22 protein-coding genes, 2 tRNA genes and 1 pseudogene are annotated in these 22343 nt (G+C 50.6%); 15 read left to right on the top strand and 10 right to left on the bottom strand.

What is annotated here, in order from left to right:
• The first annotated feature begins 4 nt into the window (after positions 1 to 4).
• Positions 5 to 1291, top strand: a complete 1287-nt coding sequence (gene efeB / locus AC5JPW_RS05800; protein ID WP_494238821.1) for an iron uptake transporter deferrochelatase/peroxidase subunit — start codon at positions 5 to 7, stop codon at positions 1289 to 1291.
• Between the two features lie 547 nt (positions 1292 to 1838).
• The gene (phoH, locus tag AC5JPW_RS05795; protein ID WP_494238820.1) at positions 1839 to 2627 is read left to right on the top strand and encodes a phosphate starvation-inducible protein PhoH; all 789 of its coding nucleotides are present in this window, start codon (positions 1839 to 1841) and stop codon (positions 2625 to 2627) included.
• Positions 2628 to 2844: 217 nt separating this feature from the next.
• On the opposite strand, the gene AC5JPW_RS05790 is transcribed toward phoH, so the two are convergent.
• Together AC5JPW_RS05790 and AC5JPW_RS05785 are read right to left on the bottom strand one after the other, a co-directional pair.
• Positions 2845 to 2932: transfer RNA gene (locus AC5JPW_RS05790), tRNA-Ser, on the bottom strand.
• A 216-nt stretch (positions 2933 to 3148) separates the two neighbouring features.
• Positions 3149 to 3236 (bottom strand) — tRNA-Ser (locus AC5JPW_RS05785).
• A 272-nt stretch (positions 3237 to 3508) separates the two neighbouring features.
• Here AC5JPW_RS05785 and ghrA point away from each other — a divergent pair.
• From ghrA to AC5JPW_RS05765, 4 genes are all read left to right on the top strand, one after another.
• Positions 3509 to 4447 carry a glyoxylate/hydroxypyruvate reductase GhrA gene (ghrA, locus tag AC5JPW_RS05780; protein WP_494238818.1) on the top strand — a complete coding sequence of 313 codons (939 nt, stop codon included), beginning with the start codon at positions 3509 to 3511 and terminating at the stop codon, positions 4445 to 4447.
• Between the two features lie 83 nt (positions 4448 to 4530).
• A complete protein-coding gene (locus tag AC5JPW_RS05775; RefSeq protein WP_494238817.1) occupies positions 4531 to 5268 on the top strand; it encodes a phosphatase in 738 nt (245 codons plus the stop codon).
• A gap of 23 nt (positions 5269 to 5291) precedes the next feature.
• Positions 5292 to 5846 (top strand): TorD/DmsD family molecular chaperone, encoded by a 555-nt coding sequence (locus tag AC5JPW_RS05770; RefSeq protein ID WP_494238815.1) that lies wholly within the window; start codon positions 5292 to 5294, stop codon positions 5844 to 5846.
• Positions 5847 to 5949: 103 nt separating this feature from the next.
• Entirely contained in the window at positions 5950 to 6432 is a 483-nt protein-coding gene (locus tag AC5JPW_RS05765; protein ID WP_494238814.1) for a DUF1097 domain-containing protein, read from the top strand.
• Positions 6433 to 6469: 37 nt separating this feature from the next.
• On the opposite strand, the gene csgG is transcribed toward AC5JPW_RS05765, so the two are convergent.
• From csgG to csgD, 4 genes are read right to left on the bottom strand one after another with little or no spacing between them, the layout of a single operon-like run.
• Positions 6470 to 7303: a curli production assembly/transport protein CsgG gene (csgG, locus tag AC5JPW_RS05760; protein WP_494238813.1), complete on the bottom strand. Its 834-nt coding sequence runs from the start codon at positions 7301 to 7303 to the stop codon at positions 6470 to 6472.
• 26 nt (positions 7304 to 7329) lie between these two features.
• Positions 7330 to 7746, bottom strand: a complete 417-nt coding sequence (gene csgF / locus AC5JPW_RS05755; protein ID WP_494238812.1) for a curli production assembly/transport protein CsgF — start codon at positions 7744 to 7746, stop codon at positions 7330 to 7332.
• Between the two features lie 28 nt (positions 7747 to 7774).
• The gene (csgE, locus tag AC5JPW_RS05750; protein WP_494238810.1) at positions 7775 to 8164 is read right to left on the bottom strand and encodes a curli production assembly/transport protein CsgE; all 390 of its coding nucleotides are present in this window, start codon (positions 8162 to 8164) and stop codon (positions 7775 to 7777) included.
• Positions 8165 to 8168: 4 nt separating this feature from the next.
• On the bottom strand, positions 8169 to 8819 hold the full coding sequence (csgD, locus tag AC5JPW_RS05745) for a biofilm master transcriptional regulator CsgD (protein WP_494238809.1): 651 nt from the start codon (positions 8817 to 8819) through the stop codon (positions 8169 to 8171).
• 760 nt (positions 8820 to 9579) lie between these two features.
• Between csgD and csgB the strand changes: the two genes are divergently transcribed.
• The 6 genes and pseudogenes from csgB to AC5JPW_RS05715 all read left to right on the top strand — a co-directional run bounded on the left by csgB (position 9580) and on the right by AC5JPW_RS05715 (position 13605).
• Positions 9580 to 10035 carry a curli minor subunit CsgB gene (csgB, locus tag AC5JPW_RS05740; protein WP_494238808.1) on the top strand — a complete coding sequence of 152 codons (456 nt, stop codon included), beginning with the start codon at positions 9580 to 9582 and terminating at the stop codon, positions 10033 to 10035.
• A gap of 40 nt (positions 10036 to 10075) precedes the next feature.
• Entirely contained in the window at positions 10076 to 10513 is a 438-nt protein-coding gene (csgA, locus tag AC5JPW_RS05735) for a curli major subunit CsgA (protein WP_494238807.1), read from the top strand.
• A 56-nt stretch (positions 10514 to 10569) separates the two neighbouring features.
• Positions 10570 to 10899 carry a curli assembly chaperone CsgC gene (csgC, locus tag AC5JPW_RS05730; protein WP_494238806.1) on the top strand — a complete coding sequence of 110 codons (330 nt, stop codon included), beginning with the start codon at positions 10570 to 10572 and terminating at the stop codon, positions 10897 to 10899.
• A 160-nt stretch (positions 10900 to 11059) separates the two neighbouring features.
• Positions 11060 to 11371 carry a YmdA family protein gene (locus tag AC5JPW_RS05725; RefSeq protein WP_494238804.1) on the top strand — a complete coding sequence of 104 codons (312 nt, stop codon included), beginning with the start codon at positions 11060 to 11062 and terminating at the stop codon, positions 11369 to 11371.
• Positions 11372 to 11479: 108 nt separating this feature from the next.
• Positions 11480 to 12022 carry an O-acetyl-ADP-ribose deacetylase gene (gene ymdB / locus AC5JPW_RS05720; RefSeq protein ID WP_494238803.1) on the top strand — a complete coding sequence of 181 codons (543 nt, stop codon included), beginning with the start codon at positions 11480 to 11482 and terminating at the stop codon, positions 12020 to 12022.
• Positions 12023 to 12119: 97 nt separating this feature from the next.
• Positions 12120 to 13605: pseudogene (locus tag AC5JPW_RS05715) on the top strand (phospholipase D family protein).
• Between the two features lie 25 nt (positions 13606 to 13630).
• Here the strand turns inward: AC5JPW_RS05715 and mdoC are convergent.
• Positions 13631 to 14779: a glucans biosynthesis protein MdoC gene (mdoC, locus tag AC5JPW_RS05710; protein ID WP_494238801.1), complete on the bottom strand. Its 1149-nt coding sequence runs from the start codon at positions 14777 to 14779 to the stop codon at positions 13631 to 13633.
• Between the two features lie 273 nt (positions 14780 to 15052).
• Here mdoC and mdoG point away from each other — a divergent pair, with 273 nt between their 5' ends.
• From mdoG to AC5JPW_RS05695, 3 genes are all read left to right on the top strand, one after another.
• On the top strand, positions 15053 to 16588 hold the full coding sequence (mdoG, locus tag AC5JPW_RS05705) for a glucans biosynthesis protein MdoG (RefSeq protein ID WP_494241143.1): 1536 nt from the start codon (positions 15053 to 15055) through the stop codon (positions 16586 to 16588).
• Entirely contained in the window at positions 16581 to 19109 is a 2529-nt protein-coding gene (mdoH, locus tag AC5JPW_RS05700) for a glucans biosynthesis glucosyltransferase MdoH (protein WP_494238800.1), read from the top strand. The genes mdoG and mdoH overlap by 8 nt, the downstream gene beginning before the upstream one ends.
• Before the next feature lie 68 nt (positions 19110 to 19177).
• The gene (locus AC5JPW_RS05695) at positions 19178 to 19405 is read left to right on the top strand and encodes a YceK/YidQ family lipoprotein (protein WP_494238799.1); all 228 of its coding nucleotides are present in this window, start codon (positions 19178 to 19180) and stop codon (positions 19403 to 19405) included.
• On the opposite strand, the gene AC5JPW_RS05690 is transcribed toward AC5JPW_RS05695, so the two are convergent.
• The 3 genes from AC5JPW_RS05690 to AC5JPW_RS05680 all read right to left on the bottom strand — a co-directional run bounded on the left by AC5JPW_RS05690 (position 19406) and on the right by AC5JPW_RS05680 (position 22188).
• The gene (locus tag AC5JPW_RS05690) at positions 19406 to 19780 is read right to left on the bottom strand and encodes a MysB family protein (RefSeq protein WP_494238797.1); all 375 of its coding nucleotides are present in this window, start codon (positions 19778 to 19780) and stop codon (positions 19406 to 19408) included.
• Positions 19781 to 19861: 81 nt separating this feature from the next.
• Positions 19862 to 21118, bottom strand: a complete 1257-nt coding sequence (gene mdtG, locus AC5JPW_RS05685) for a multidrug efflux MFS transporter MdtG (RefSeq protein ID WP_494238795.1) — start codon at positions 21116 to 21118, stop codon at positions 19862 to 19864.
• Between the two features lie 149 nt (positions 21119 to 21267).
• Positions 21268 to 22188 (bottom strand): Kdo(2)-lipid IV(A) acyltransferase, encoded by a 921-nt coding sequence (locus AC5JPW_RS05680; protein ID WP_494238793.1) that lies wholly within the window; start codon positions 22186 to 22188, stop codon positions 21268 to 21270.
• Positions 22189 to 22343 lie beyond the last annotated feature (155 nt).

Below are 22343 nucleotides of genomic sequence, written 5' to 3'. Positions count from 1 at the left end.
CATCATGAATGATAAAAAAGAAAATGATGTCGTTGGAGAACCTTCACGGCGTCGTTTATTAAAAAGTATGGGCGCGCTGGGAGGCGCGCTTGCCCTTGCCGGAGGATGTCCGGTGGCGCACGCGGCCAAACCGCAAAGTGCGCCAGGCACGCTTTCCCCCGATGCACGCATGGAAAAACAGCCGTTTTACGGTGTGCATCAGGCAGGGATTTTGACGCCTCAACAGGCGTCGATGATGCTGGTTGCTTTTGATGTGCTGGCGGCAGACAAGACGGATTTAGAGCGCTTGTTTCGCCTGTTAACCCAACGTATTGCATTTCTGACGACGGGCGGTCCGGCTCCTGATACGCCGAACCCGCGTTTGCCTCCGATGGATTCCGGTATTCTAGGCCCCTTTATTGCGCCAGATAACCTGACTATTACGGTATCACTGGGTGCAACGCTCTTTGATGCGCGTTTTGGCCTGGCGGCACAGATGCCCAAAAAGCTGCAAAAAATGGTGCGCTTTCCGAATGACTCGCTGGATGCCGCGCTTTGCCATGGTGACTTGTTGCTGCAGATTTGTGCCAACACGCAGGATACGGTCATCCATGCGCTGCGTGACCTTATCAAGCACACGCCGGATCTGCTCAGCGTGCGCTGGAAAAGGGAAGGGTTTATCTCTGACCATGCCGCGCGCAGTAAAGGCAAGGAGACGCCGGTCAACTTGCTGGGCTTTAAAGATGGCACGGCCAACCCGGATAGCAGTAACAGCACATTAATGGACAACGTAGTATGGGTGACAGCGGAGCAGGGCGAGCCGGCATGGGCCGTGGGCGGCAGTTATCAGGCCGTGCGTATTATCCAGTTCCACGTCGAGTTCTGGGATCGCACACCATTAAAAGAGCAGCAGACCATTTTTGGTCGCGATAAGCATTCGGGCGCGCCGTTGGGCGGTAAGAACGAACATGACGTGCCTGATTATGCCAGCGATCCGGATGGGGACGTGATTGCCCTGGACAGCCATATTCGTCTGGCCAACCCACGTACCGCAGAAACTGAGTCCAGCCTGATGATGCGTCGTGGCTACAGTTATTCCCTGGGCGTGACCAACTCGGGCCAGCTCGATATGGGACTGTTGTTTGTCTGCTATCAGCACGACCTGGAGAAAGGGTTTCTTACCGTCCAGCAGCGCCTCAACGGCGAAGCGCTGGAGGAGTACATCAAGCCGATTGGCGGGGGGTATTTCTTCGTGTTACCGGGTGTGAAAGACGCTACGCAGTATATTGGGCAAGGATTACTTCAGGCCTGAAACCTCTCCTGCCCGAATCCGGGCAGGATATTCTCTTATCTGTTGCATCCGTTCACACTTTTTCTGCCATCAAACCATCAATTTTTCGTATGAGAAAGTATCTGTTATTTTTCTGTAATATTCATAGCAGACACTCTTAAGCATCACGGTAACGTTAAATTTCGTTATGTTTAAGTAAAAATAATGTTGCATTTTTGGTGCCTTCTGGTGTACTTAAACAATAGCGGTAGTTCCCGGCAGTGAGTGAAAGCCTTCACTATGGAGATCGCGAATGGTCAGGTCCTACATTGGACATAACGACAAAAATTCTCGTAAGACCCGGCTCGGAGAAGACAACTCCGGCAGCGACCTCCTCGCCCCAAATTTTCCTTCAACTGTAACACCCCCTCTTTCCACCGACATGACAGACGATGATGGCTGTCGTGCTGCAATGTCGATTTCAAAGGCAAGCCAAGGCTTAAAAGGAAGCCAACCCTCAGACGTTCGTGCGCATAATCGCGTCAGTACCGACGCGTGTGATGTAAACCAACAACTCAAGGTGCTATCCATGGGAAGACAAAAAGCAGTGATCAAAGTTCGTCGTGAAGCAAAACGTGTGCTGAGACGGGATTCACGCAGCCATAAACAGCGTGAAGAAGAATCGATCAACTCGCTTGTGCAGATGAGTGGCGTAGAAGCAATTGGCATGGCGCGGGACAGCCGTGATAATTCCCCAATTGCTGCGCGGAACGAGGCTCAGGCGCACTACCTGAATGCTATTGAGACCAAGCAACTGATATTCGCAACCGGTGAAGCAGGTTGCGGTAAAACATGGATCAGCGCAGCGAAAGCGGCGGAAGCCCTGATTCATAAGGATGTGGACAGGATTATTGTGACCCGACCGGTCCTGCAAGCCGACGAAGATCTCGGCTTCTTACCCGGTGATATTTCGGAGAAGTTCGCGCCTTATTTCCGACCCGTTTACGACATCCTCGTTAAACGCTTGGGCGCGTCCTTTATGCAATACTGCCTGCGACCAGAGATTGGTAAGGTGGAAATCGCGCCGTTCGCCTATATGCGTGGACGTACCTTTGAAAATGCGGTCGTCATTCTTGACGAGGCTCAGAACGTGACCGCTGCGCAAATGAAGATGTTTTTGACGCGCCTCGGGGAGAACGTGACGGTCATCGTCAACGGTGACATTACCCAGTGCGACTTGCCCGCCAGCGTAAAATCTGGCCTGAGCGATGCGCTGGCACGTTTTGAGGAAGATGAGATGGTAGGGGTGGTGCGTTTCACCAAAGACGACTGCGTCCGCTCCGCACTCTGCCAGAGAACGCTTAAAGCGTACGACTAATCGACTTGCCACAATCCATTTGATAAAGCCCGGGAAACCGGGCTTTATTTTTTGTGGTAATGCTCAGTGACTAGTCCTGATATAGATTGACAGTTTTCTGTCTGTCCAACGGGCTGACGCCCGTTGTCGAACCCCGGTCGGGGATTCTCATCCCCCCAGTGAAATGCTACATGCGAAAAAAAAGCCCGCATTTTCATGCGAGCTCTTCTTAAAATGATGGCGGTGAGGGGGGGATTCGAACCCCCGATACGTTGCCGTATACACACTTTCCAGGCGTGCTCCTTCAGCCACTCGGACACCTCACCACATTTTTTACCGTCACCCCACTGGGGGGCAACGGGGCGCTACTATAGGGAGTTGCATGAAAACGGTCAAGCATATTTTGGGGAATGATGATTGTTCGCTTAAGCCGTGAGCAATACGGACTCTATAAAGGAAAGAAACCGTGGGTCTTGCGAATAATGCGGCATACGACAGACGAAAAAAAAGCCCGCATTTTCATGCGAGCTCTTCTTAAAATGTGGCGGTGAGAGAGGGGTTCGAACCCTCGATACGTTGCCGTATACACACTTTCCAGGCGTGCTCCTTCAGCCACTCGGACACCTCACCGTTTTGTCGTTCCTGTGTTACCGGAACGGGCGCTAATGTAGGGAAATCCGCTACTTCCGTCAATCATCTTTTTTAAATAATCAGCGCGTTTAGACAAACTTCAAACAACATGCTTCATAAACGTTCTGAAATTGATTTTTTTCTCGGCAGTGCGGTTTTTTCACGGTGTTATCAAGGATATTTGCTATGTTGTGGTGCGTGCTGATGACCTTATTACATCGACGAGCAAAGAATAAAAGCATGGGATACAACAGAGCATAACGGGAGCAGAGATGGAGATTATCTTTTACCACCCCTCATTTGACAGTGATTACTGGATACGTGAACTGGGTGAAGCGATACCAGGTGCAAACGTGCGTGCCTGGGGCCCCGGTGATGATGCACCGGCTGATTACGCGCTGGTGTGGCATCCTCCCGTTGAAATGCTACGTGGACGCGAGCTTAAAGGGGTCTTCAGCCTCGGAGCCGGTGTGGATGCCATTTTGACGAAGCTGAAAGCGCACCCTGAGATGTTATCTGACCAGATCCCGCTATTTCGTCTTGAGGATACGGGGATGGGGCTGCAAATGCGGGAATATGCCGTAAGCCAGGTCTTACACTGGTTCCGCCGTTTTGATGACTATCAGGCGTTGAAACAGCAGGCAAAATGGCAGGAGCTTGAAGAGTATCACCGCGACGATTTCACTGTCGGCATTCTGGGGGCCGGAGTACTGGGTCTGCAGGTTGCTGAGAGTCTGCGTGAATGGGGATTCCCGTTGCGTTGCTGGAGTCGCTCCCGGAAAACTGTCCCCGGCGTAACCAGCTTTGCGGGAAGTGAAGAGATGGGGGATTTTCTGCGCGACACGCGGGTATTGATCAATCTGCTTCCCAATACACCTGAGACGGTAGGTATCATCAACCGGTCTTTGCTGAACCAGCTTGCGGACAATAGCTATGTTATGAACATCGCGCGCGGGGCACATGTGGTCGAACAGGATCTACTGCAAGCGCTGGATAACGGCAAAGTCAAAGCCGCGATGCTGGATGTGTTCCAGCAGGAACCTCTACCAGCAGACAACTCGCTTTGGGCACATCCGCATGTGGCGATCACCCCACATGTGGCAGCCGTAACACGTCCGGCCGAAGCCATTGCCTATATTGCCAAAACGATTGGACAAGTGGAACGGGGGGAAAAGGCGAATGGGCGGGTCGACAGAACGCGGGGCTATTGATCACGCCTGAAGGTTCACAGGGTTTTCATTAAAAATGGCGACGATAACTGCTATCCTTGCGGAAACAACTACAGGAGAGTTTCATGTATCCCGTTGACCTGCATATGCATACCGTCGCCAGCACCCACGCCTATAGCACCCTCCAGGACTATATTTCTGAAGCAAAGCGCAAAGGGATTAAGCTTTTTGCGATAACCGATCACGGCCCGGACATGGCCGATGCGCCGCATTATTGGCATTTCGTCAATATGCGCATCTGGCCACGTCTGGTGGACGGTGTTGGCATTTTGCGTGGTATTGAAGCCAATATTAAAAATACCGAAGGCGAAATTGATTGCAGTGGGCCGATGTTACCGTCGCTTGATCTGATTATCGCTGGTTTCCATGAGCCTGTGTTTGCCCCGCAGGATGAAGCGACCAACACCCAGGCAATGATTGCCACCATGGCTGGTGGTATTGCGCACATTATCAGCCATCCGGGCAATCCTAAGTACCCGGTTGATATTAAAGCGATTGCTGAAGCTGCAGCCAAATACAACGTGGCGCTGGAGATCAACAACTCCTCTTTCCTTCATTCGCGCAAAGGGAGTGAAGCCAACTGCCGTGCTATTGCTGCTGCCGTGCGTGATGCCGGGGGCTGGGTGGCGCTGGGTTCGGATTCTCACACTGCCTTTACACTGGGTGATTTTGCGGAGTGCCGTAAGGTGCTCGACGATGTCAATTTCCCCGAAGATCGCATTCTGAACGTATCACCGCGTCGATTACTTTCTTTCCTTGAATCTCGCGGCATGGAGCCGATCAGCGAATTCGCCGAACTTTAATCTGTTATTTACTGGAACCTTGCATGAACGAATTTTCCATCCTCTGCCGCGTACTTGGCTCGCTTTTTTACCGTCAGCCTCAGGACCCGCTTCTGGTCCCGCTCTACACGTTGATCCGCGAAGGTAAACTGGCTGATAACTGGCCGCTTGAGCAGGATGAACTGCTGACCCGCCTGCAAAAAAACTGTGACGCCCAGACGCTGGCCGCAGATTACAACGCGCTGTTTGTGGGCGATGAGTGCCGCGTATCACCTTACCGCAGCGCGTGGGTGGAAGGGGGGACCGAAACCGAAGTCCATGCTTTCCTCGCTTCGCGTGGGATGCCGTTAACACAATCACCGGCAGATCACTTTGGCACATTGTTGCTCGCTGCGTCATGGCTGGAAGATCAGTCAGCGGAAGATGAAAGTGAAGCGCTGGAAACGCTATTCTCAGATTATCTGCTGCCGTGGTGCGGCACCTTCCTGGGCAAAGTGGAAGCCCATGCCACGACGCCATTCTGGCGCACTCTGGCACTGCTCACCCGTGAAGCACTCTCCGCCATGTGGGATGAATTGCAGGAAACAGAAGAAGAGTAAAATGTGATGTAAATCACAATGAGAATGTAACGATGGTAATTGTGTTGCATTTATTGTGGTACAAGTCACACCTGACGGCGGCGCATCTGGTAAGATGCGCAGCATGAACGTACTTATCTCAATCGCATTAACAACAGGTCTGCTCTCCGGTCTTTGGGGCTGGGTTGCTGTCTCTCTCGGACTGATTAGCTGGGCGGGTTTTCTCGGTTGTACAGCCTATTTTGCCTGCCCGCAGGGTGGCGTAAAGGGCCTGCTTATCTCTCTGTGCACGCTGCTAAGCGGTGCGGCCTGGGCCCAGGTGATCATTCACGGTAGTGCACTGGCGCCACATCTGGAAATTTTCGGCTACATTGTTACCGGACTGGTGGCATTTTTGATGTGCGTGCAGGCAAAAAGTCTGCTGCTGTCGTTTGTGCCGGGTACTTTTATTGGGGCATGTGCGACATTTGCCGGACAAGGTGACTGGCGCCTGGTGGTTCCGTCACTGGTGGTCGGATTGCTGTTTGGCTTTGCCATGAAAAATAGTGGCCTGTGGCTGGCTTCACGTCGGACGGCATTGCTGGCAGAACAACAAAAAAAAGCGTGACGGCGTAAGCCGACACGCTTTTTTCTATCCAGTGCCATCAGGATTCCGGCGGCACGGTCATTTCGCGGTATTTCACTAACACTTCATTTTTGGTTTCTGCTTTATTCTGCAGATCCCACAATCCGCGATCGATACCGTCGTTGATAAGCAGAATGACGCCGGTTTCGATAGCTGACATCAGACAGAGCATAACCGGTTCATTGGCCGTATAACCCACTTCACCTTCAAGCAGACGCTGGAAGTCGACAAAGCGGAATACCCCGGCCTGCACTTCATACGACAGGATCGTTTTGCTGGTGTTGACCGAAGAGAGAATTTCCCCGGTACTCACATTGACCACACGCAGGTTGACGGCGATCTGGTCGAGTTGATACTGCGTATCGGCCCCGATACCAAAGTAACGTGCCCCGGCTCCGCCTGATTTCACATTGCTTTCATAGCCAATGATTGAACCTTCCACCATCACGTTTGCCGCCGTCAGAGACTGTAGCGGGAAGCGGTTGTTGACGGCGACGGTACCGTTTTCTTGCGCAGCACGAATGATCTTGCGCTCATTAAGCAGGTTTTGCAGTCCCTGACGTTCCAGAGGGACGAACCAGCGTGAATCTTTGAGCGCTGTAACCAGCATGGCTGTCGCACTTTGCGGTACGGCGGTCGAGAAGTTACTGGCCGGATACGGTTTAAACTGCCCGGTTTCATCCTGAATGTTATATACCGACACAAAAATCTTGCCAGTAGGTAACGGCAGATGGGTTAAATCCTGATAACTCTGAGCCCGAGGTAATAAAGTAGGTTTAGCGGCCTGTTTCGGCGGCGCAGTTAAGCATCCGCTTAATAAACATACGGCCAAAATAAGTAATAAGCGCTGCATGATTATTGTCCTGTAATGGCGATGCCTTAAAAATTGGTTGAACCGGATTGCAAACCCGAAACCTGAATGGTTGAGGTTTTGCCTGTTTTTCTGTCGGTCACATTTAATTGCAGTTGCCCATCCTGGTTGGCAATATCAACGATATAATCGTTGGTGACCATTCGGCCCGGTTTACCCGTATTAATATTAGTTAATAACCCACCCAAAATTTGTGACTGTATTGACTGAGTGAAATTATCTAACGCGGATGTAGATTGTATTCCCAGGTCGTTTTTATAACTTGGGTCTTTATATGAGTTTTGTGCCTGGGCGCTGTTTAATAAAAATGCACCGTTATTAGGGTTGCCACCAAAGTTAGGATTACGGAACTGGAAGGTCATATTACCGGCCCAGCTTAGTGGTGCGATTAGCATTAACAAAGTTACGGCAGATGCGATACGCATGTTTGCCTCCGGGAATAGTTATCGTGCTTTAGAACTCGTCTTTCGCCAAATCACCCGTACTGAGCAGAGCCTGGTTTATTTGAAGATTGTCGAGTGCTTCCTGTGTCTGTGCTAACGCGAGATCAACGTTTTTATCGAAATCGCGTTTAGTGGGGAATAGAAAAGTTTGGTAAACGACATTCTGATTAACTGCAATCGTTATCCAACTTCCCCAGCGAGCACTAGGTCGTTCATTAATGGTCAAATTCCCTGTCCAGGTACTTTCCCATTTATCACTAAATGCACGATAAAAATCGTGACCGATTGAAGAGACGGTATGATCGGTTAATAATCCGGGGATCTCCACTTCGACGGCATGCAGATTCCCGGCGGCAAAGTAGAAACTCGCAGCCGCAAGATAATTCAGATAGCGTTTCATGGCGTTATCGCCTGAGGTTATCGTTAGCCCAGGAGACGGCCTGAGTACGGTTTTTAACAGCTATCTTTTTGAAAAGATTATAAAGATGCGTTTTTACCGTATTTTCGCTGATGAATAGTGAACGGGCGATTTCAATATTCGATGCGCCAATCCGCAACTTATTTAAAATCTCTTTTTCCCGATGCGTCAGCAACGCTGATTCAGAGCTGTTGTAACGATAATTACCCGAGTGGGTAATTAAATAGCTGGCCAGTTTTTGCGAAAAGTAACATTCACCACGTTGGATCCCCTGCAATCCTTCTACCATGCAGGTTTCATCTTCCGAGACATAAAATACACCATTGATATGAGGCCAGTTTTCAATCTCACGGAAGGGATATTCATCTGGCGTGTTCATTAACAATAGTTTTAGATCATTGTTTCTACGGGATAAAATATCCTGCCAGTAGTGAATCATCTTTTTGTCTGCTTCCATCATGTCAAACAAAACGACGCTGCCACTGGAGATATCTTCCAGAGAACGTTGAATGTTATGTAGTTTTCCTGTCAATGACAAAGAGTGCTTGAGATGCTGCAACAGAGCTGTTGCCTGCAAAGAAGGTTTAGTTATTAACAATAATGCCTGATTATTCATACTCTGGACTTCACTAAACATGATGAAACCCCGCTTTAATTACATCTATCGCTTTCCCTCTGAAAATAAAGGGAAACCAGAAGTACTGACAGATGTTGTTTTGCTGTGTGTAGTAATAAAAGCTCAGCCCACTAAGGGGGAAATAATAAAAATACATGAGTGCTGCTAATTTCAATCTAGTCTCAGGCAATCTTAAATCAAGTGTTAAACATGTAAGCGAATGTAAAAATCAATATTAATTTATGACATCTGTATTTTGAAAAGGTTTTTTATTCATACGTAAGTTGTACATAGAGAAGAGAGTGCATACATTTTAAAAATCATACAAAAATACATAACTTGTTGTCATGTATGGTTTTTGTTTTTTCTCTAAAGATGTATTTTTTATGCGTTATAGAAAATATCCTGTAGCGAACTGTCGTCCAAATTTCGTTTAGAAAATGGGAGGATGTGACCAACTGTCAACGAGAAATTGCAAACTTGCTCTCATATCTTGCTCGCAGATAACCCTGGGTGCAGCTGTGTTCTTGAGGGGGTGTGTCATTTTGTGAAGATGAAAAATGCTTCTTTATATTGTTTTTTTAAACTCTTTTCGAGTAATACTTTGGTGTGAATATTATTTTTTAAAATACAACTGGCGGATTAGATATTTAAATTGCTTGCCTGACCATACTGATTTTCGTAACGCAGCGTTAACAAATTTTTCAGATGTTAATGCAACGAAACAAATTAAGTAAATAAGTTCTCTCGACAAATCAAAAACCAGGTCCAGGGTGACAACATGAAAAACAAGCTGTTATTTATGGTGTTAGCAATGCTGGGTGCGCCTGGATTTACAGCCGCAGCAAGTTATGATTTAGCCAGTTCTGAATATAACCTGGCGGTAAATGAGTTAAGCGCAGCCTCATACAATAAGGCCGCCATTATCGGTCAAACCGGAACTAATAATAACGCTCTAATTAACCAGGAAGGTTCAAAGTTATTGTCGGCAATTTCCCAGGATGGGGGAAGAAATTCCGCAAGAATAGACCAGTCAGGTTCTTATAACCTTGCCTATATCGATCAGACGGGTAACTCCAACGATGCGAGTATTACGCAAGGGGCTTATGGCAATACCGCGATGATTATCCAAAAAGGCTCGGGTAACAGAGCGAGTATTGAGCAGTATGGTACGCAAAAAACAGCAGTTGTAGTGCAGAGACAGTCGCAAATGTCGATTCGCGTTATTCAACGCTGACGCTGAGTGACGTTAAATTCAATCCGATGGGGGTTTTACCATGAAACTTTTCAAAGTGGCAGTTGTAGCAGCTCTCGTAGTTTCAGCCAGTGCTTTCGCAGGCGTTGTTCCTCAATATGGTCATGGCCATGGTGGCAGCGGTCCGAACTCAGAATTGAGTATTTACCAGACCGGTAGCGGCAACTCTGCACTGGCGCTGCAATCTGATGCACGCAATTCAGAAACCACTATTCGCCAGCATGGTTCCAGCAACGGTGCTGATGTTGGTCAGGGTTCTGATAACAGCGAAATCTCTCTGTCACAAAATGGCTCCCGTAACAGCGCAACCATCGATCAGTGGAACAGTCGTAACTCTGAGATCACTGTTAGCCAGTTTGGTAGCCATAACGGTGCTCTGGTTAATCAGACAGCGTCTGATTCCAGCGTCCTCGTTCATCAGGTTGGTTTTGGCAACAACGCGACGGCTAATCAGTACTAGCCAACAGCATGTTCGGAGAAACAGGGCCCAGGCCCTGTTTCTTTTTGGGAGGTTCTATGCACACCTTAATATTGCTTGCTGCACTTTCCAGCCAGATAACGTTCGATACTGCCCAACAGGGAGAGATGTACACGATCACACCACGGGTCGTGCTTAGTGAAAATTGCGTCTGCCAGGTACAAATTTTGGCGACACGTGAAGGGGAGGGGGGACAAAGCAGGACGCAGCAACGTAAAACCATCGAATTCACGGCAAATCAACCCACTTCCTTGATGCGCTTGAGCATGAACATTTCTCCTCAGGATAACGTCAATATCACGGTCACTGTTACTGATGGACACTCATTACATTTGTCTCAGCAGTGGTCACCGCAAAACAGAACCTAAGTCATTCATTTAATGAATGAATAAAGACCAAAATAGCGTGGTTAATTTTGTGTTAAAATTGTTTAAATGATGTATACATAAAGCTGACGCTCTGCACTTCTCAGAGGTCGGGACGGTGCTATTTGCACTGCCTGCATAACAACATATTCCTGGGGTCAATATGTCAGCTTCGCGAAAGCTTTTTATCTCCTGTTTATTGCTCCTGGCAGGTTCAGCCAGCAGTGTTGCCGGGGCGGCAACAGGGGGCATTATCCATTTCGAAGGAATGATTGTTGAGTCACCTTGTGATGTGAACGTCGACTCACACAATGTAATGATGGCGTGTGACAGAGAAGGACAAGTCAAAACACGAACGATTGCGTTGAGCAAATTGTCGCAGGAACCGCAAGGCGTGCAGAACGTTGCGACCATGAAAATAAATTATATGAATCCCGCACGGACGCTCGCCATTATCGATATCGTTTACAATTAGAGACATGTTTCCCGGTGTGCTCATCCGGGCACACCGTCTCTTTTTTCATACTTCTGCCCACTGCCTGCGATACACTGTAAAAAGATATGTTTGCTCAGAGGTACCGCTATGCAACCACGATTGCAGGTTATGCAGGGTGATATCACCACCCTGAAGGTTGATGTCATTGTAAATGCAGCCAATGCATCGTTACTCGGTGGCGGAGGCGTTGACGGTGCCATCCACCGTGCGGCGGGACCGGCATTGCTTGAAGCCTGTAAAAAAGTCCGTCAACAGGAAGGGGAGTGTTCACCGGGCCAGGCAGTGATCACCACCGCGGGAAATTTGCCGATAAAAGCCGTGATCCACACCGTCGGTCCGGTATGGCGTGGCGGAGACGAAAACGAAGCGCGGGTGCTGGAAGATGCTTATCGTAATAGCCTTAAACTGGCAGAGGCCAACGGCTATGAAACCATTGCGTTTCCGGCTATCAGCACCGGGGTTTACGGTTATCCGAAACCTGCCGCGGCGGAAATTGCGGTGAACAGTGTTTGGGGTTACCTGGCAACGCACTCGCATATCAAACATGCTATTTTCGTCTGTTTTGATGAAGAAAATACGGCACTCTATCAACGTCTGCTGACGCAACATGGTTTTCTGCCCGCACCCTGATTTATCGTGAACGCTAATGTGCGATGTTCTGCAGCAGATTGATGTTTCAGATTCTGTTACCAACCTAACGGCGTAAGGGCGGATATACTGTGCTTTTATGAGACAAAAAACCGCACACCTTCAAAATCCCCTTCCTGATGAGAGGCCGTCTGTCCAGCCTGATACCCGACTGGGGCGCGCCGTTGTGCCACTTTGCGCCTCCCATGAAAATCTTTGTGGGCTGGTGGCGCTTGATGACAGTATGGATGCCTTTGTTGCCCGTCATCGGCTGGCGGAAATGGCCCAATGCACGCTGGATGTGCAGTATTACATCTGGGATGACGATATGTCCGGGCGTCTGCTGTTTCTGGCCTTGCTGGCGGCGGCAGACAGAGGCGTACAGGTGCGTATCCTGCTCGATGACAACAACACCTCGGGTATGGATGATGCGTTACGCCAGCTTGAAGCGCATCCCCGCATTGAGGTTCGTCTCTTTAATCCTTTCTCATTTCGCACACTGAGGGCGCTCGGTTACCTAACTGACTTTGCCCGACTCAACCGACGGATGCACAACAAGAGTTTTACGGCAGACGGCGTGGTCACCATTGTGGGTGGACGCAACATTGGTGATGCCTATTTTGGGGCGGGCGAAGAGCCGCTCTTTACGGATTTAGACGTGATGGCAATAGGCCCGGTAGTTGCCGATGTAAGCCAGGATTTTGAGCGCTACTGGCGATCGGCCTGCGTCTCACCGTTGCACCGCGTACTTGATATTGAGAAAGAAGATATCGCCGGGACGGATCCAGATGCCAGACTCGTGGTATCAGGATCCCAGGGCGGCACGCTATCTCAGTACGCTTGAGAAAACGCAGTTTGCCAGTCAGCTCGAACGAGGGGATTTGCCCCTGATTTGGGCGAAGACCCGTCTGGTCAGTGACGATCCCAAAAAAGGGCAAGGGAAAGCGCACCAACGCACCTTACTGCCTCAGCGACTGCTCAACGTGATGGGCAAACCCGAACGACAAATTGACATTATTTCCGCCTATTTCGTACCCGGGCGTGCAGGTGTAGCTCTGTTGTTGCAATTGGCCAGAAAATGTGTTCGGGTTGCTGTACTGACCAACTCGCTGGCGGCGAATGATGTGAGTGTGGTGCATGCTGGCTATGCTCGCTGGCGCAAAAAGCTGCTGCGTCATGGCATCGAACTCTATGAACTGAAACCCACTCGAGAGGGAATTCATCCGCTTCATGACCGCGGCTTAACCGGGAATTCGGGGTCAAGTTTGCATGCTAAAACTTTCAGCATAGATGGCGAGAAAGTGTTTATTGGCTCGTTTAACTTTGACCCACGCTCAGCGATGCTGAATACCGAAATGGGATTTGTCATCGACAGTGAAACGCTTGCCCGGCAGATTCATCACCGCTTTATACGTAGTCAGCGCGCTACAGCCTGGCGGTTGAGGCTTGATCAGTGGGGCAGAATTAACTGGGTAGAGACGCGTGAAGGGAAAGAGGTGGTGTTAACCAAAGAGCCGCAAACCCGGTTCTGGCAGCGTTTTTTGGTCAAGCTGGCGTACTGGCTGCCCGTAGAGTGGCTGCTCTGAGTATCTACAGCTGCCACTCTACGGGTTATCGGGCGGTGACCTGAGAACTGTTTCCTTTATTCTGCGGTTTGCCGGAAAAGAGGAACTTCAGTACGGGTATACGCAAATGTGCTTCGTAAAGAATCAATGCGCAGCCGTTCACAAAGAGCAACCCTGTCAAAAAGCCAAGCAGGTTGGAATGAATTTGTGGCGTTATCCAGGCACCGAAGAACAGCGTTAGCGGATGGTGAACCAGATAGATAAACAGTGACGCATTAACAAAATAACTGACGCGTGAAGACTGGAAATTGAGTAACCGATATCCCAGCGAGAAGACTACATTGACCATCCAAACGCCCAGCAGCATTGTAATCACCGACTCTGTTTCATACATCCATGCATCACCACTGCCATAGTATTGGTTAAGCTGATAGGCGATAAACGCAATCAGCGAACCCACCATGCAGGCTGGCGAGGGTTTCAGGAACAGGGCTTTAAGTTGGGGGTTAATAAAGGCCAGCGCGCCAAGCATAAAGAAGGGGATGTAGAATAGTGATTGCATGACCGCGAAATTAAACAAGGCGTCGCGCAAAATATCCGGATACATGATGAAAATCAGTCGACGAATCGCCGCATACACCACGCCAAAGAGTAAAAACGCCACCGACAGCTTTGCCCAGCTAATGTCACTTAAAAGCTGCTCGGCATTATTTTTGATCTTGCGAAACAGCCACATGCTAAGGGTGGTGAGTACGACCAGTACCAGCAAAAACCACAGGTGAGAAACCAGCTCCCACACCAGGGTGTTGAATTTGTCATACGTTGACAAGGTGTGCCAGGTTTCAGTACGTGCATTAACATACTGCAGCATAATAAATTGTGGCAGCGTCAGCAGGGGTATTGCAGTCAGCATGGGTATGCCGACACGTTCGACACGCACCGTCCACCAGCGTTTAACCGGATAACGCAGATATAGCATATAAGAAAAGTAACCCGAGATAACAAAGAACACCTGCATACGAAACGCATGAATGGCGTCATTGAACAGCGTCAGCCACCAGGACGGATAGGCACTGTTCACGTGCCACATGTGACTGGAGTAGATGAGGGATATGTGAAACGGGATCCCCAGCAGCATTAGCCATGCGCGGATGGAATCAAGAAAATATTCACGCTGTACGGGTACGTTGCTCATATAACTCCATTGAATCTCAGACTTTTCGTCTTATCCATAAGACAAATAATGATTACATTCGAAAGTAACCCTACACTATGTCCCACAGACAGTCTCCAGGATAAGCACCTAAAACCATAACGGGTTAGTTTCAATTGCTTATTCACTGAGCCGGCATAGAGAACAAAGAGGGGATTCAGTTGTCGGATTGCTTGTATTTCCATTAAAATGGATCGGATCGATTTAAGCACACAAAGGGGGAAGTGCTTAGTTATTATGAAACCTAAATTACGAATGATGAAAATGCGTTGGTTGGGTGCCGCAGTTCTGTTGTCTCTTTATACGTCATCAGGCTGGGCTTTTTCTATTGACGATGTCGCAAAACAGGCTCAATCCTTAGCAGGCAAAGGGTATGAAGCACCCAAGAGCAACCTGCCTTCTGCATTCCGTGAGATGAAATACGCGGATTACCAGCAGATTCAGTTCAACCACGATAAGGCCTGGTGGAACAACACTAACACCCCGTTTAAGCTTGAATTTTATCATCAGGGCATGTACTTCGACACGCCAGTGACCCTCAACGAAGTGACCGCCACTGCTGTTCGTAAGATTAAGTACAATCCGGATTATTTCAATTTCGGCAATGTACAGCACGATAAAGACACGGTTAAAGACCTCGGTTATGCCGGTTTCAAAGTTCTCTACCCTATTAATAATAAAGATAAAAACGATGAAATCGTCAGCATGCTGGGTGCCAGCTACTTCCGTGTGATTGGTGCAGGTCAGGTTTACGGTCTTTCTGCCCGTGGCCTGGCTATTGATACAGCATTACCGTCCGGTGAAGAGTTTCCACACTTCAAAGAATTTTGGATCGAGCGTCCAAAACCGACCGATAAGCGTCTGACCATCTACGCATTGCTGGATTCGCCTCGCGCGGCGGGAGCTTACCGCTTTGTGATCATTCCGGGACGTGACACGGTTATTGATGTGCAGTCTAAAGTTTACCTGCGTGACAAAGTCGGCAAACTGGGTGTTGCACCACTGACCAGTATGTTCCTGTTCGGGCCTTCCCAGCCGTCACCGGCGACCAACTATCGTCCTGAATTGCATGATTCCAACGGGCTGTCGATGCATGCAGGTAACGGTGAATGGATTTGGCGTCCGCTGAATAACCCGAAACACCTGGCCGTCAGCAGCTATGCGATGGAAAATCCACAGGGCTTCGGTCTTCTCCAGCGCGGCCGTCAGTTTGCACGCTTTGAAGACATCGACGATCGCTACGATCTGCGTCCGAGCGCTTGGGTCACACCGAAAGGCGATTGGGGTAAAGGGAAAATTGAGTTGGTTGAAATTCCGACCAACGATGAAACCAACGATAACATCGTGGCCTACTGGACTCCGGATCAACTGCCGGATGCCGGTAAAGAAATGAACTTCAAATACACCATCACCTTCAGCCGTGACGAAGATAAACTGCACGCGCCTGATAACGCATGGGTTACGCAGACGCGTCGTTCAATGGGGGATGTGAAGCAGTCTAACCTGATCCGTCAGCCTGATGGCACCATCGCCTTTGTGGTTGATTTTACTGGCCAGGATATGAAACAACTGCCGCAGGACACCCCTATCAGCGCGCAGGCCAGCATTGGTGACAACGGTGAGATTGTTGAAAACAGTGTTCGCTATAACCCTGTGACGCAAGGCTGGCGCCTGATGCTGCGTGTGAAAGTGAAAGATCCGAAGAAAACCACGGATATGCGCGCTGCACTCGTTAATGCCGATCAGACCCTGAGTGAAACCTGGAGCTATCAGCTACCTGCCAATGAATAAGATAACTGAGTATATCGATGCGCTGCCGCTTCCGGAGACGGAAAAGGCAGCGTTGCCGACCGAGAGTATTGCTGCCGTGCACAACGCCCTGGACGGCGGTCGTTCAGAGTGGACGCGCGAAGACGATACGCCTCTGGGTTCGGTGAAAAAGCGTCTTGAACACAGTTGGCCGGATTCGCTTGCGGAAGGTCAGTTAATTAAAGATGACGAAGGACGCGATCAACTGCAGGCTATGCCGAAAGCTACGCGTTCATCCATGTTTCCTGATCCCTGGCGCACAAACCCCATTGGGCGTTTCTGGGATCGTCTGCGTGGGCGCGATGTTCAACCGCGCTATATGTCCCGGTTAACCAAAGATCAGCAGGCCAGTGAGCAAAAATGGCGTATGGTGGGTTCGATCCGCCGTTACATTTTGCTACTGCTGACACTGGCGCAAACCGTGGTCGCAACCTGGTACATGAAAACCATCCTCCCTTATCAGGGCTGGGCGCTGATTAATCCGGCGGATATGCTGGGGCAGAATATTTGGGTTTCCTTTATGCAGCTTCTGCCGTACGTGCTGCAAACGGGGATCCTAATCCTGTTCGCGATTCTGTTCTGTTGGGTTTCGGCAGGTTTCTGGACAGCATTGATGGGCTTCCTGCAACTACTGATTGGGCGAGATAAATACAGTATTTCGGCATCAACAGTAGGGGACGAGCCGCTCAATCCAGAGCACCGTACCGCACTTATCATGCCTATCTGTAACGAAGACGTTGATCGCGTATTTGCGGGCCTGCGTGCCACCTGGGAGTCCGTCAAAGCCACCGGTAACGGTGAGCATTTTGACGTCTACATCCTGAGTGACAGCTACAACCCGGACATCTGCGTTGCTGAGCAGAAAGCCTGGATGGAACTGATTGCGGAAGTGCAGGGCGAAGGGCAGATCTTCTATCGTCGCCGCCGTCGTCGCGTTAAGCGCAAAAGCGGTAACATCGATGACTTCTGCCGCCGCTGGGGCAACCAGTACAGCTACATGGTGGTGCTTGATGCTGACTCCGTAATGACCGGTGACTGTCTCTCCGGGCTGGTGCGTCTGATGGAAGCCAACCCGAATGCCGGTATCATCCAGTCCTCACCAAAAGCATCCGGTATGGATACGCTCTATGCGCGCTGCCAGCAGTTTGCGACGCGCGTGTACGGTCCGTTGTTTACCGCAGGTCTGCACTTCTGGCAGTTGGGTGAGTCGCACTACTGGGGTCATAACGCGATAATTCGTGTGAAACCTTTTATTGAGCACTGTGCGCTGGCACCGCTGCCGGGTGAAGGTTCATTCGCCGGTTCCATCCTCTCGCATGACTTTGTTGAAGCTGCTCTGATGCGTCGTGCTGGGTGGGGCGTGTGGATTGCCTATGACCTTCCGGGGTCATACGAAGAATTGCCGCCGAACCTGCTGGATGAACTGAAACGTGACCGTCGCTGGTGTCACGGTAACCTGATGAACTTCCGTCTGTTCCTGGTCAAAGGGATGCACCCGGTTCACCGTGCGGTCTTCCTGACAGGTGTCATGTCTTATCTGTCCGCGCCGCTGTGGTTTATGTTCCTGGTTCTCTCCACGGCATTGCAGGTGGTGCATGCGCTCACTGAGCCGCAATACTTCCTGCAACCGCGTCAGCTCTTCCCGGTCTGGCCGCAGTGGCGTCCTGAACTGGCGATTGCGCTGTTTGCGTCGACCATGGTGCTGCTGTTCCTGCCGAAGCTGCTGAGTATTATTCTGGTCTGGTGCAAAGGGCCAAAAGAGTACGGCGGATTCTTCCGCGTGACGGCCTCCCTGCTGCTGGAAGTGCTGTTCTCCGTCCTGCTGGCACCGGTTCGTATGCTCTTCCACACGGTGTTTGTGGTCAGCGCGTTCCTGGGCTGGGAAGTGGTCTGGAACTCGCCGCAGCGTGATGATGACTCCACCCCGTGGGGTGAAGCCTTTATGCGCCATGGTTCTCAACTGCTGTTGGGGCTGGTGTGGGCGGTGGGTATGGCCTGGCTGGACTTGCGTTTCCTGTTCTGGCTTGCGCCGATTGTCTTCTCGCTGATTCTGTCGCCATTCGTGTCGGTGATTTCCAGCCGCTCCACAGTGGGGATGCGCACCAAACGCTGGAAACTGTTCCTGATCCCGGAAGAGTATTCACCGCCGCAGGTGCTGGTGGATACCGAGAAGTATCTGGAGCTGAACCGCAGCCGTTCGCTGGACCAGGGCTTTATGCACGCGGTGTTCAACCCGTCGTTCAACGCCTTAGCCACAGCGATGGCTACTGCGCGTCACCGCAAAGGTCCAATCCTGGAAATCGCCCGTGACCGCCACGTTGAGCAGGCGCTGAATGAAACGCCTGATAAACTTAATCGCGATCGTCGTCTTGTGCTGTTAAGCGACCCCGTGACCATGGCACGTCTGCATTATCGCGTCTGGGCATCGCCGGAACGGTATCTTTCCTGGGTAAATTATTACCAGGATTTGAAACTGAATCCGCTGGCGCTGAAGGCGAAGTAAGCCGACATTATGGAAAATACCGGCCAGTGTGCCGGTATTTTTTTATCTGAATTCAGGTGAGGTTTTTTGTGAGAATGATTGTTGTGGTGGTGATGGCGTGTCTGTTGAGCGGGTGTGGCAGTATTATCAGCCGGACTATTCCAGGTCAGGGCCACGGTAACCAGTACTACCCAGGCGTGAAATGGGATGTCCGTGACTCCGCGTGGCGCTACGTCACCGTGCTCGATTTACCGTTTTCTCTGGTGTTCGACACGCTGTTACTGCCGCTTGATGCGAATCACGGACCCTACGAGTAATTAGCGCTCATCCCACTCATCAGCGGCGGCGCGCCCTTCCTCGGTGTCGAGAGGGGGCTCAAGCTGGAATTCACCTTCGTCCCATTCGTGCAGGGTGTTCTCTTCCATCCACTCCTGACGTAGCTCGATTTCATCAAAATCGTCGTCAAACACGCTCTGTGCCGCTTCGCCACTCAGCATCGGCAGACACTCGCCATCATCCCCTTCATCGGCGAAGAATTCCGCCTGCCACATGATATCCCCGTCCTGTAGAACGTACTTCTGGATATTGAATTGCTGAACATCGGCATCTTCTTCATTCAGGCCTGGGTTATTAGCCAGAAACTCTTCACGAGCGGCATCAATGGCTTCTTCGAGCGTAGCGTACATAGTCATAGATTTTTCCCTGTGGTTTGACGAGGTGTTCAGGGAAATAATAGTTGATTATGGGATTTTGCAAGTCAGCCAGCTGAAAAATCAGTCGTCAGTGTTAAGCGGTGGTTGCCGATTAAGCGCAGGGTCTGGCGCTCTGGTGCGTGAGGGCCTCTGCCAGCTTGCCCAGGAGTAAATAGCATTGAACATGACCACGCCAGCGGTGACCAAAAATACGGTACGGAAACCATAGCTGGCGGAGACCGCAGCGCCCAGTAACGGGCCGGTTACGTTGCCGATGTCACGGAAGGACTGGTTGTAACTAAAAATGCGGCCGGCGACCTGGTTTGTTGAGTTGTAGACCAGCAGCGTTTGCACCGCCGGAAGCAGTGCACCGTCAGCAGCGCCCAGCAGGAAGCGCAGTAAGCCAAGCTGCCATGGCGTTTGCACCCATGCCATTGGTATAAGTAGCAAGACGGAAATAACCAGCGCAACGACAAGGATCTTCTCCGGCCCAATACGATCGCCTAACCGGCCCAGTCGCGGTGCGCTCAGCAAAGCCGCGACGCCAGGAACTGAGGCAATCATGCCGCTGATAAACGCAATATTGCCAACGTTACCCGCCAGCTCCCGAACATAGAGCGTTAAGATGGGGGCGATGGAACCGGTAGCAACCTGAATGATCATCGTGGTGATGAATAAACCCAGCACCAGACGTGGGTTTTTCAGTGAAGCCAATACCTCTCTGGCGTGCAGCATCTCTTTTTTCGGCACTGGCACAAAATTTTCTCTGATGCAGATTAGCGTGAGCAAAAAGCAGAGGAACAACACAATGGCGGTAATAAAGAACACCATTCGCAACCCGTAGGTGTCAGCCAGGAGCCCACCCGCAAGCGGGCCAAGCAGTGCGCCTGCTACGCCCCCCGTCGAAAGCGTACCCATCGCCCATCCGCTGCGATTGCGTGGCATTTGTGTGGCAATCAAGGCATTGGCGTTGGGAATAAAACCGCCCAGCAGACCCAGCAGGGCACGGAGCACCAGTAATTGCCAGATGTTTTGCGCAATCCCCATTAACGCCATCACGCACGCCATGCCCAGTGCCGAGCGCAGGAGCATGATTTTTCGCCCTTTACGGTCAGCAAGCCCACCCCAGAAAGGGGAAGCGATAGCAGAGAACAGAAACGTAATACTGAAGACCAGACCGGACCACATGTTGAGTGCGCTGTGGCCGGTCACGCCGAGCTGTTCGACGTAAAGCGGCAGGAAAGGCATGACCAGGCTGAAGGCCGCGCCCGTCAGAAAACAGCCTATCCAGGCAACGGTGAGATTACGTTTCCAGTTTATGGGAGCAGAAGATGACATTACGCTTCACGTTACGCGCATCAGGCGCGAATTATTGGCAATCGGAATTGATAAGCCTGCTAATTATGCGCCTGCGTGATGGTTGCTGCAACGTGTATACGGTTTGAAAATGAACCAAAAGAGCGATCCACTCCGGGATCGCGCATTGATCAATAGCGTGAAGGGACGCCTTCCGGACGAGTTTTGAATCTGCGGTGCATCCACATGTATTGATCCGGTGCCATCAGAATGCAGCGTTCAATGACTTTGTTCATCCAGGCTGCTGTCTCTTCTGCACTGTCGAGTGGCGGCGAGGTTTCACCTTCGAGCATGATGAGTTCATAGCCTTTGCCATCAGGTTTACGGCGTGGGACAAAGGGGACAAGGCAGGCTTTGGACATGCGCGCCAGCATCCAGGTCCCGGTCGTGGTGGCGGCCTGTTCAACGGCAAAGAAGGGGACAAATGCGCTGGCTCGCGGGCCGTAATCATGATCTGGCGCATACCAGACGACATCACCGTTTTTTAACGCACGCACCATGCCTTTGAGATCCTTACGGTCAATCATGGTCTTATTGGAACGCAGACGTCCCCGGGTTTGTAGCCAGTCGAGCACCGGATTGTCGTTAGGGCGATAGACGCCAATACCCGGAATGTTCATTCCGAAGACGCGAGCACCCAGCTCAAGCGTCAAAAAGTGGATGCCAATAAGCAGAATTCCCTGGCCCTGCTGGTGATGCATGCGCGTGTTATCCATGCCAATGACGTCGACCCAGCGTTTGATTCGTTTATCCGACCAGAACCATGCCATTCCGGTTTCCATCACCCCCATGCCCACAGATTCAAAATTTTTACTGACATGCTGGTCGCGCTCAGCCGCGCTCATCTGCGGAAAGCAGAGTTCCAGATTGCGCCGGGTGATGTGTTCGCGGCGGCGCATCAGCTTACGTGCCAGATGGCCAAGCGCGCAGCCCAGGCGATAAATCACTGGATAGGGGAGTTGAACGACGAGCCACAACAGACCAATACCTGACCAAAGGTGCCAATAGCGTGGATGCAGCAGAGAAGTGGAGAATTTGGGTAATTGCGTCATGTCTGTCCTGTATTCCGTAACTATTCCCTATAGTGTCGCATTAATTTTGACTTAACCAAAATAAACGACGGGTTGCATGTTATTTGAACTATTAATATCCCGAATGTCTGAGATGAAGAAAATGTAGCGCAAATTGTGTGGATGTAAATTGTCAG

The organism is Phytobacter sp. (assembly GCF_059074235.1).
This window is presented reverse-complemented; position numbering and strand designations above follow the sequence as displayed.

What these genes read in the sequence shown, in the direction of transcription:
- csgF (WP_494238812.1), bottom strand. Translation starts at nt 7,746, where the DNA reads ATGCGTATCGCATCTGCCGTAACTTTGTTAATGCTAATCGCACCACTA.
- AC5JPW_RS05690 (WP_494238797.1), bottom strand. Translation starts at nt 19,780, where the DNA reads ATGACTATGTACGCTACGCTCGAAGAAGCCATTGATGCCGCTCGTGAA.
- phoH (WP_494238820.1), top strand. Translation starts at nt 1,839, where the DNA reads ATGGGAAGACAAAAAGCAGTGATCAAAGTTCGTCGTGAAGCAAAACGT.
- csgG (WP_494238813.1), bottom strand. Translation starts at nt 7,303, where the DNA reads ATGCAGCGCTTATTACTTATTTTGGCCGTATGTTTATTAAGCGGATGC.
- AC5JPW_RS05775 (WP_494238817.1), top strand. Translation starts at nt 4,531, where the DNA reads ATGTATCCCGTTGACCTGCATATGCATACCGTCGCCAGCACCCACGCC.
- csgE (WP_494238810.1), bottom strand. Translation starts at nt 8,164, where the DNA reads ATGAAACGCTATCTGAATTATCTTGCGGCTGCGAGTTTCTACTTTGCC.
- AC5JPW_RS05765 (WP_494238814.1), top strand. Translation starts at nt 5,950, where the DNA reads ATGAACGTACTTATCTCAATCGCATTAACAACAGGTCTGCTCTCCGGT.
- AC5JPW_RS05680 (WP_494238793.1), bottom strand. Translation starts at nt 22,188, where the DNA reads ATGACGCAATTACCCAAATTCTCCACTTCTCTGCTGCATCCACGCTAT.
- ghrA (WP_494238818.1), top strand. Translation starts at nt 3,509, where the DNA reads ATGGAGATTATCTTTTACCACCCCTCATTTGACAGTGATTACTGGATA.
- mdoG (WP_494241143.1), top strand. Translation starts at nt 15,053, where the DNA reads ATGATGAAAATGCGTTGGTTGGGTGCCGCAGTTCTGTTGTCTCTTTAT.
- mdoC (WP_494238801.1), bottom strand. Translation starts at nt 14,779, where the DNA reads ATGAGCAACGTACCCGTACAGCGTGAATATTTTCTTGATTCCATCCGC.
- csgA (WP_494238807.1), top strand. Translation starts at nt 10,076, where the DNA reads ATGAAACTTTTCAAAGTGGCAGTTGTAGCAGCTCTCGTAGTTTCAGCC.
- AC5JPW_RS05725 (WP_494238804.1), top strand. Translation starts at nt 11,060, where the DNA reads ATGTCAGCTTCGCGAAAGCTTTTTATCTCCTGTTTATTGCTCCTGGCA.
- efeB (WP_494238821.1), top strand. Translation starts at nt 5, where the DNA reads ATGAATGATAAAAAAGAAAATGATGTCGTTGGAGAACCTTCACGGCGT.
- csgC (WP_494238806.1), top strand. Translation starts at nt 10,570, where the DNA reads ATGCACACCTTAATATTGCTTGCTGCACTTTCCAGCCAGATAACGTTC.
- csgB (WP_494238808.1), top strand. Translation starts at nt 9,580, where the DNA reads ATGAAAAACAAGCTGTTATTTATGGTGTTAGCAATGCTGGGTGCGCCT.
- mdoH (WP_494238800.1), top strand. Translation starts at nt 16,581, where the DNA reads ATGAATAAGATAACTGAGTATATCGATGCGCTGCCGCTTCCGGAGACG.
- AC5JPW_RS05770 (WP_494238815.1), top strand. Translation starts at nt 5,292, where the DNA reads ATGAACGAATTTTCCATCCTCTGCCGCGTACTTGGCTCGCTTTTTTAC.
- mdtG (WP_494238795.1), bottom strand. Translation starts at nt 21,118, where the DNA reads ATGTCATCTTCTGCTCCCATAAACTGGAAACGTAATCTCACCGTTGCC.
- csgD (WP_494238809.1), bottom strand. Translation starts at nt 8,819, where the DNA reads ATGTTTAGTGAAGTCCAGAGTATGAATAATCAGGCATTATTGTTAATA.
- ymdB (WP_494238803.1), top strand. Translation starts at nt 11,480, where the DNA reads ATGCAACCACGATTGCAGGTTATGCAGGGTGATATCACCACCCTGAAG.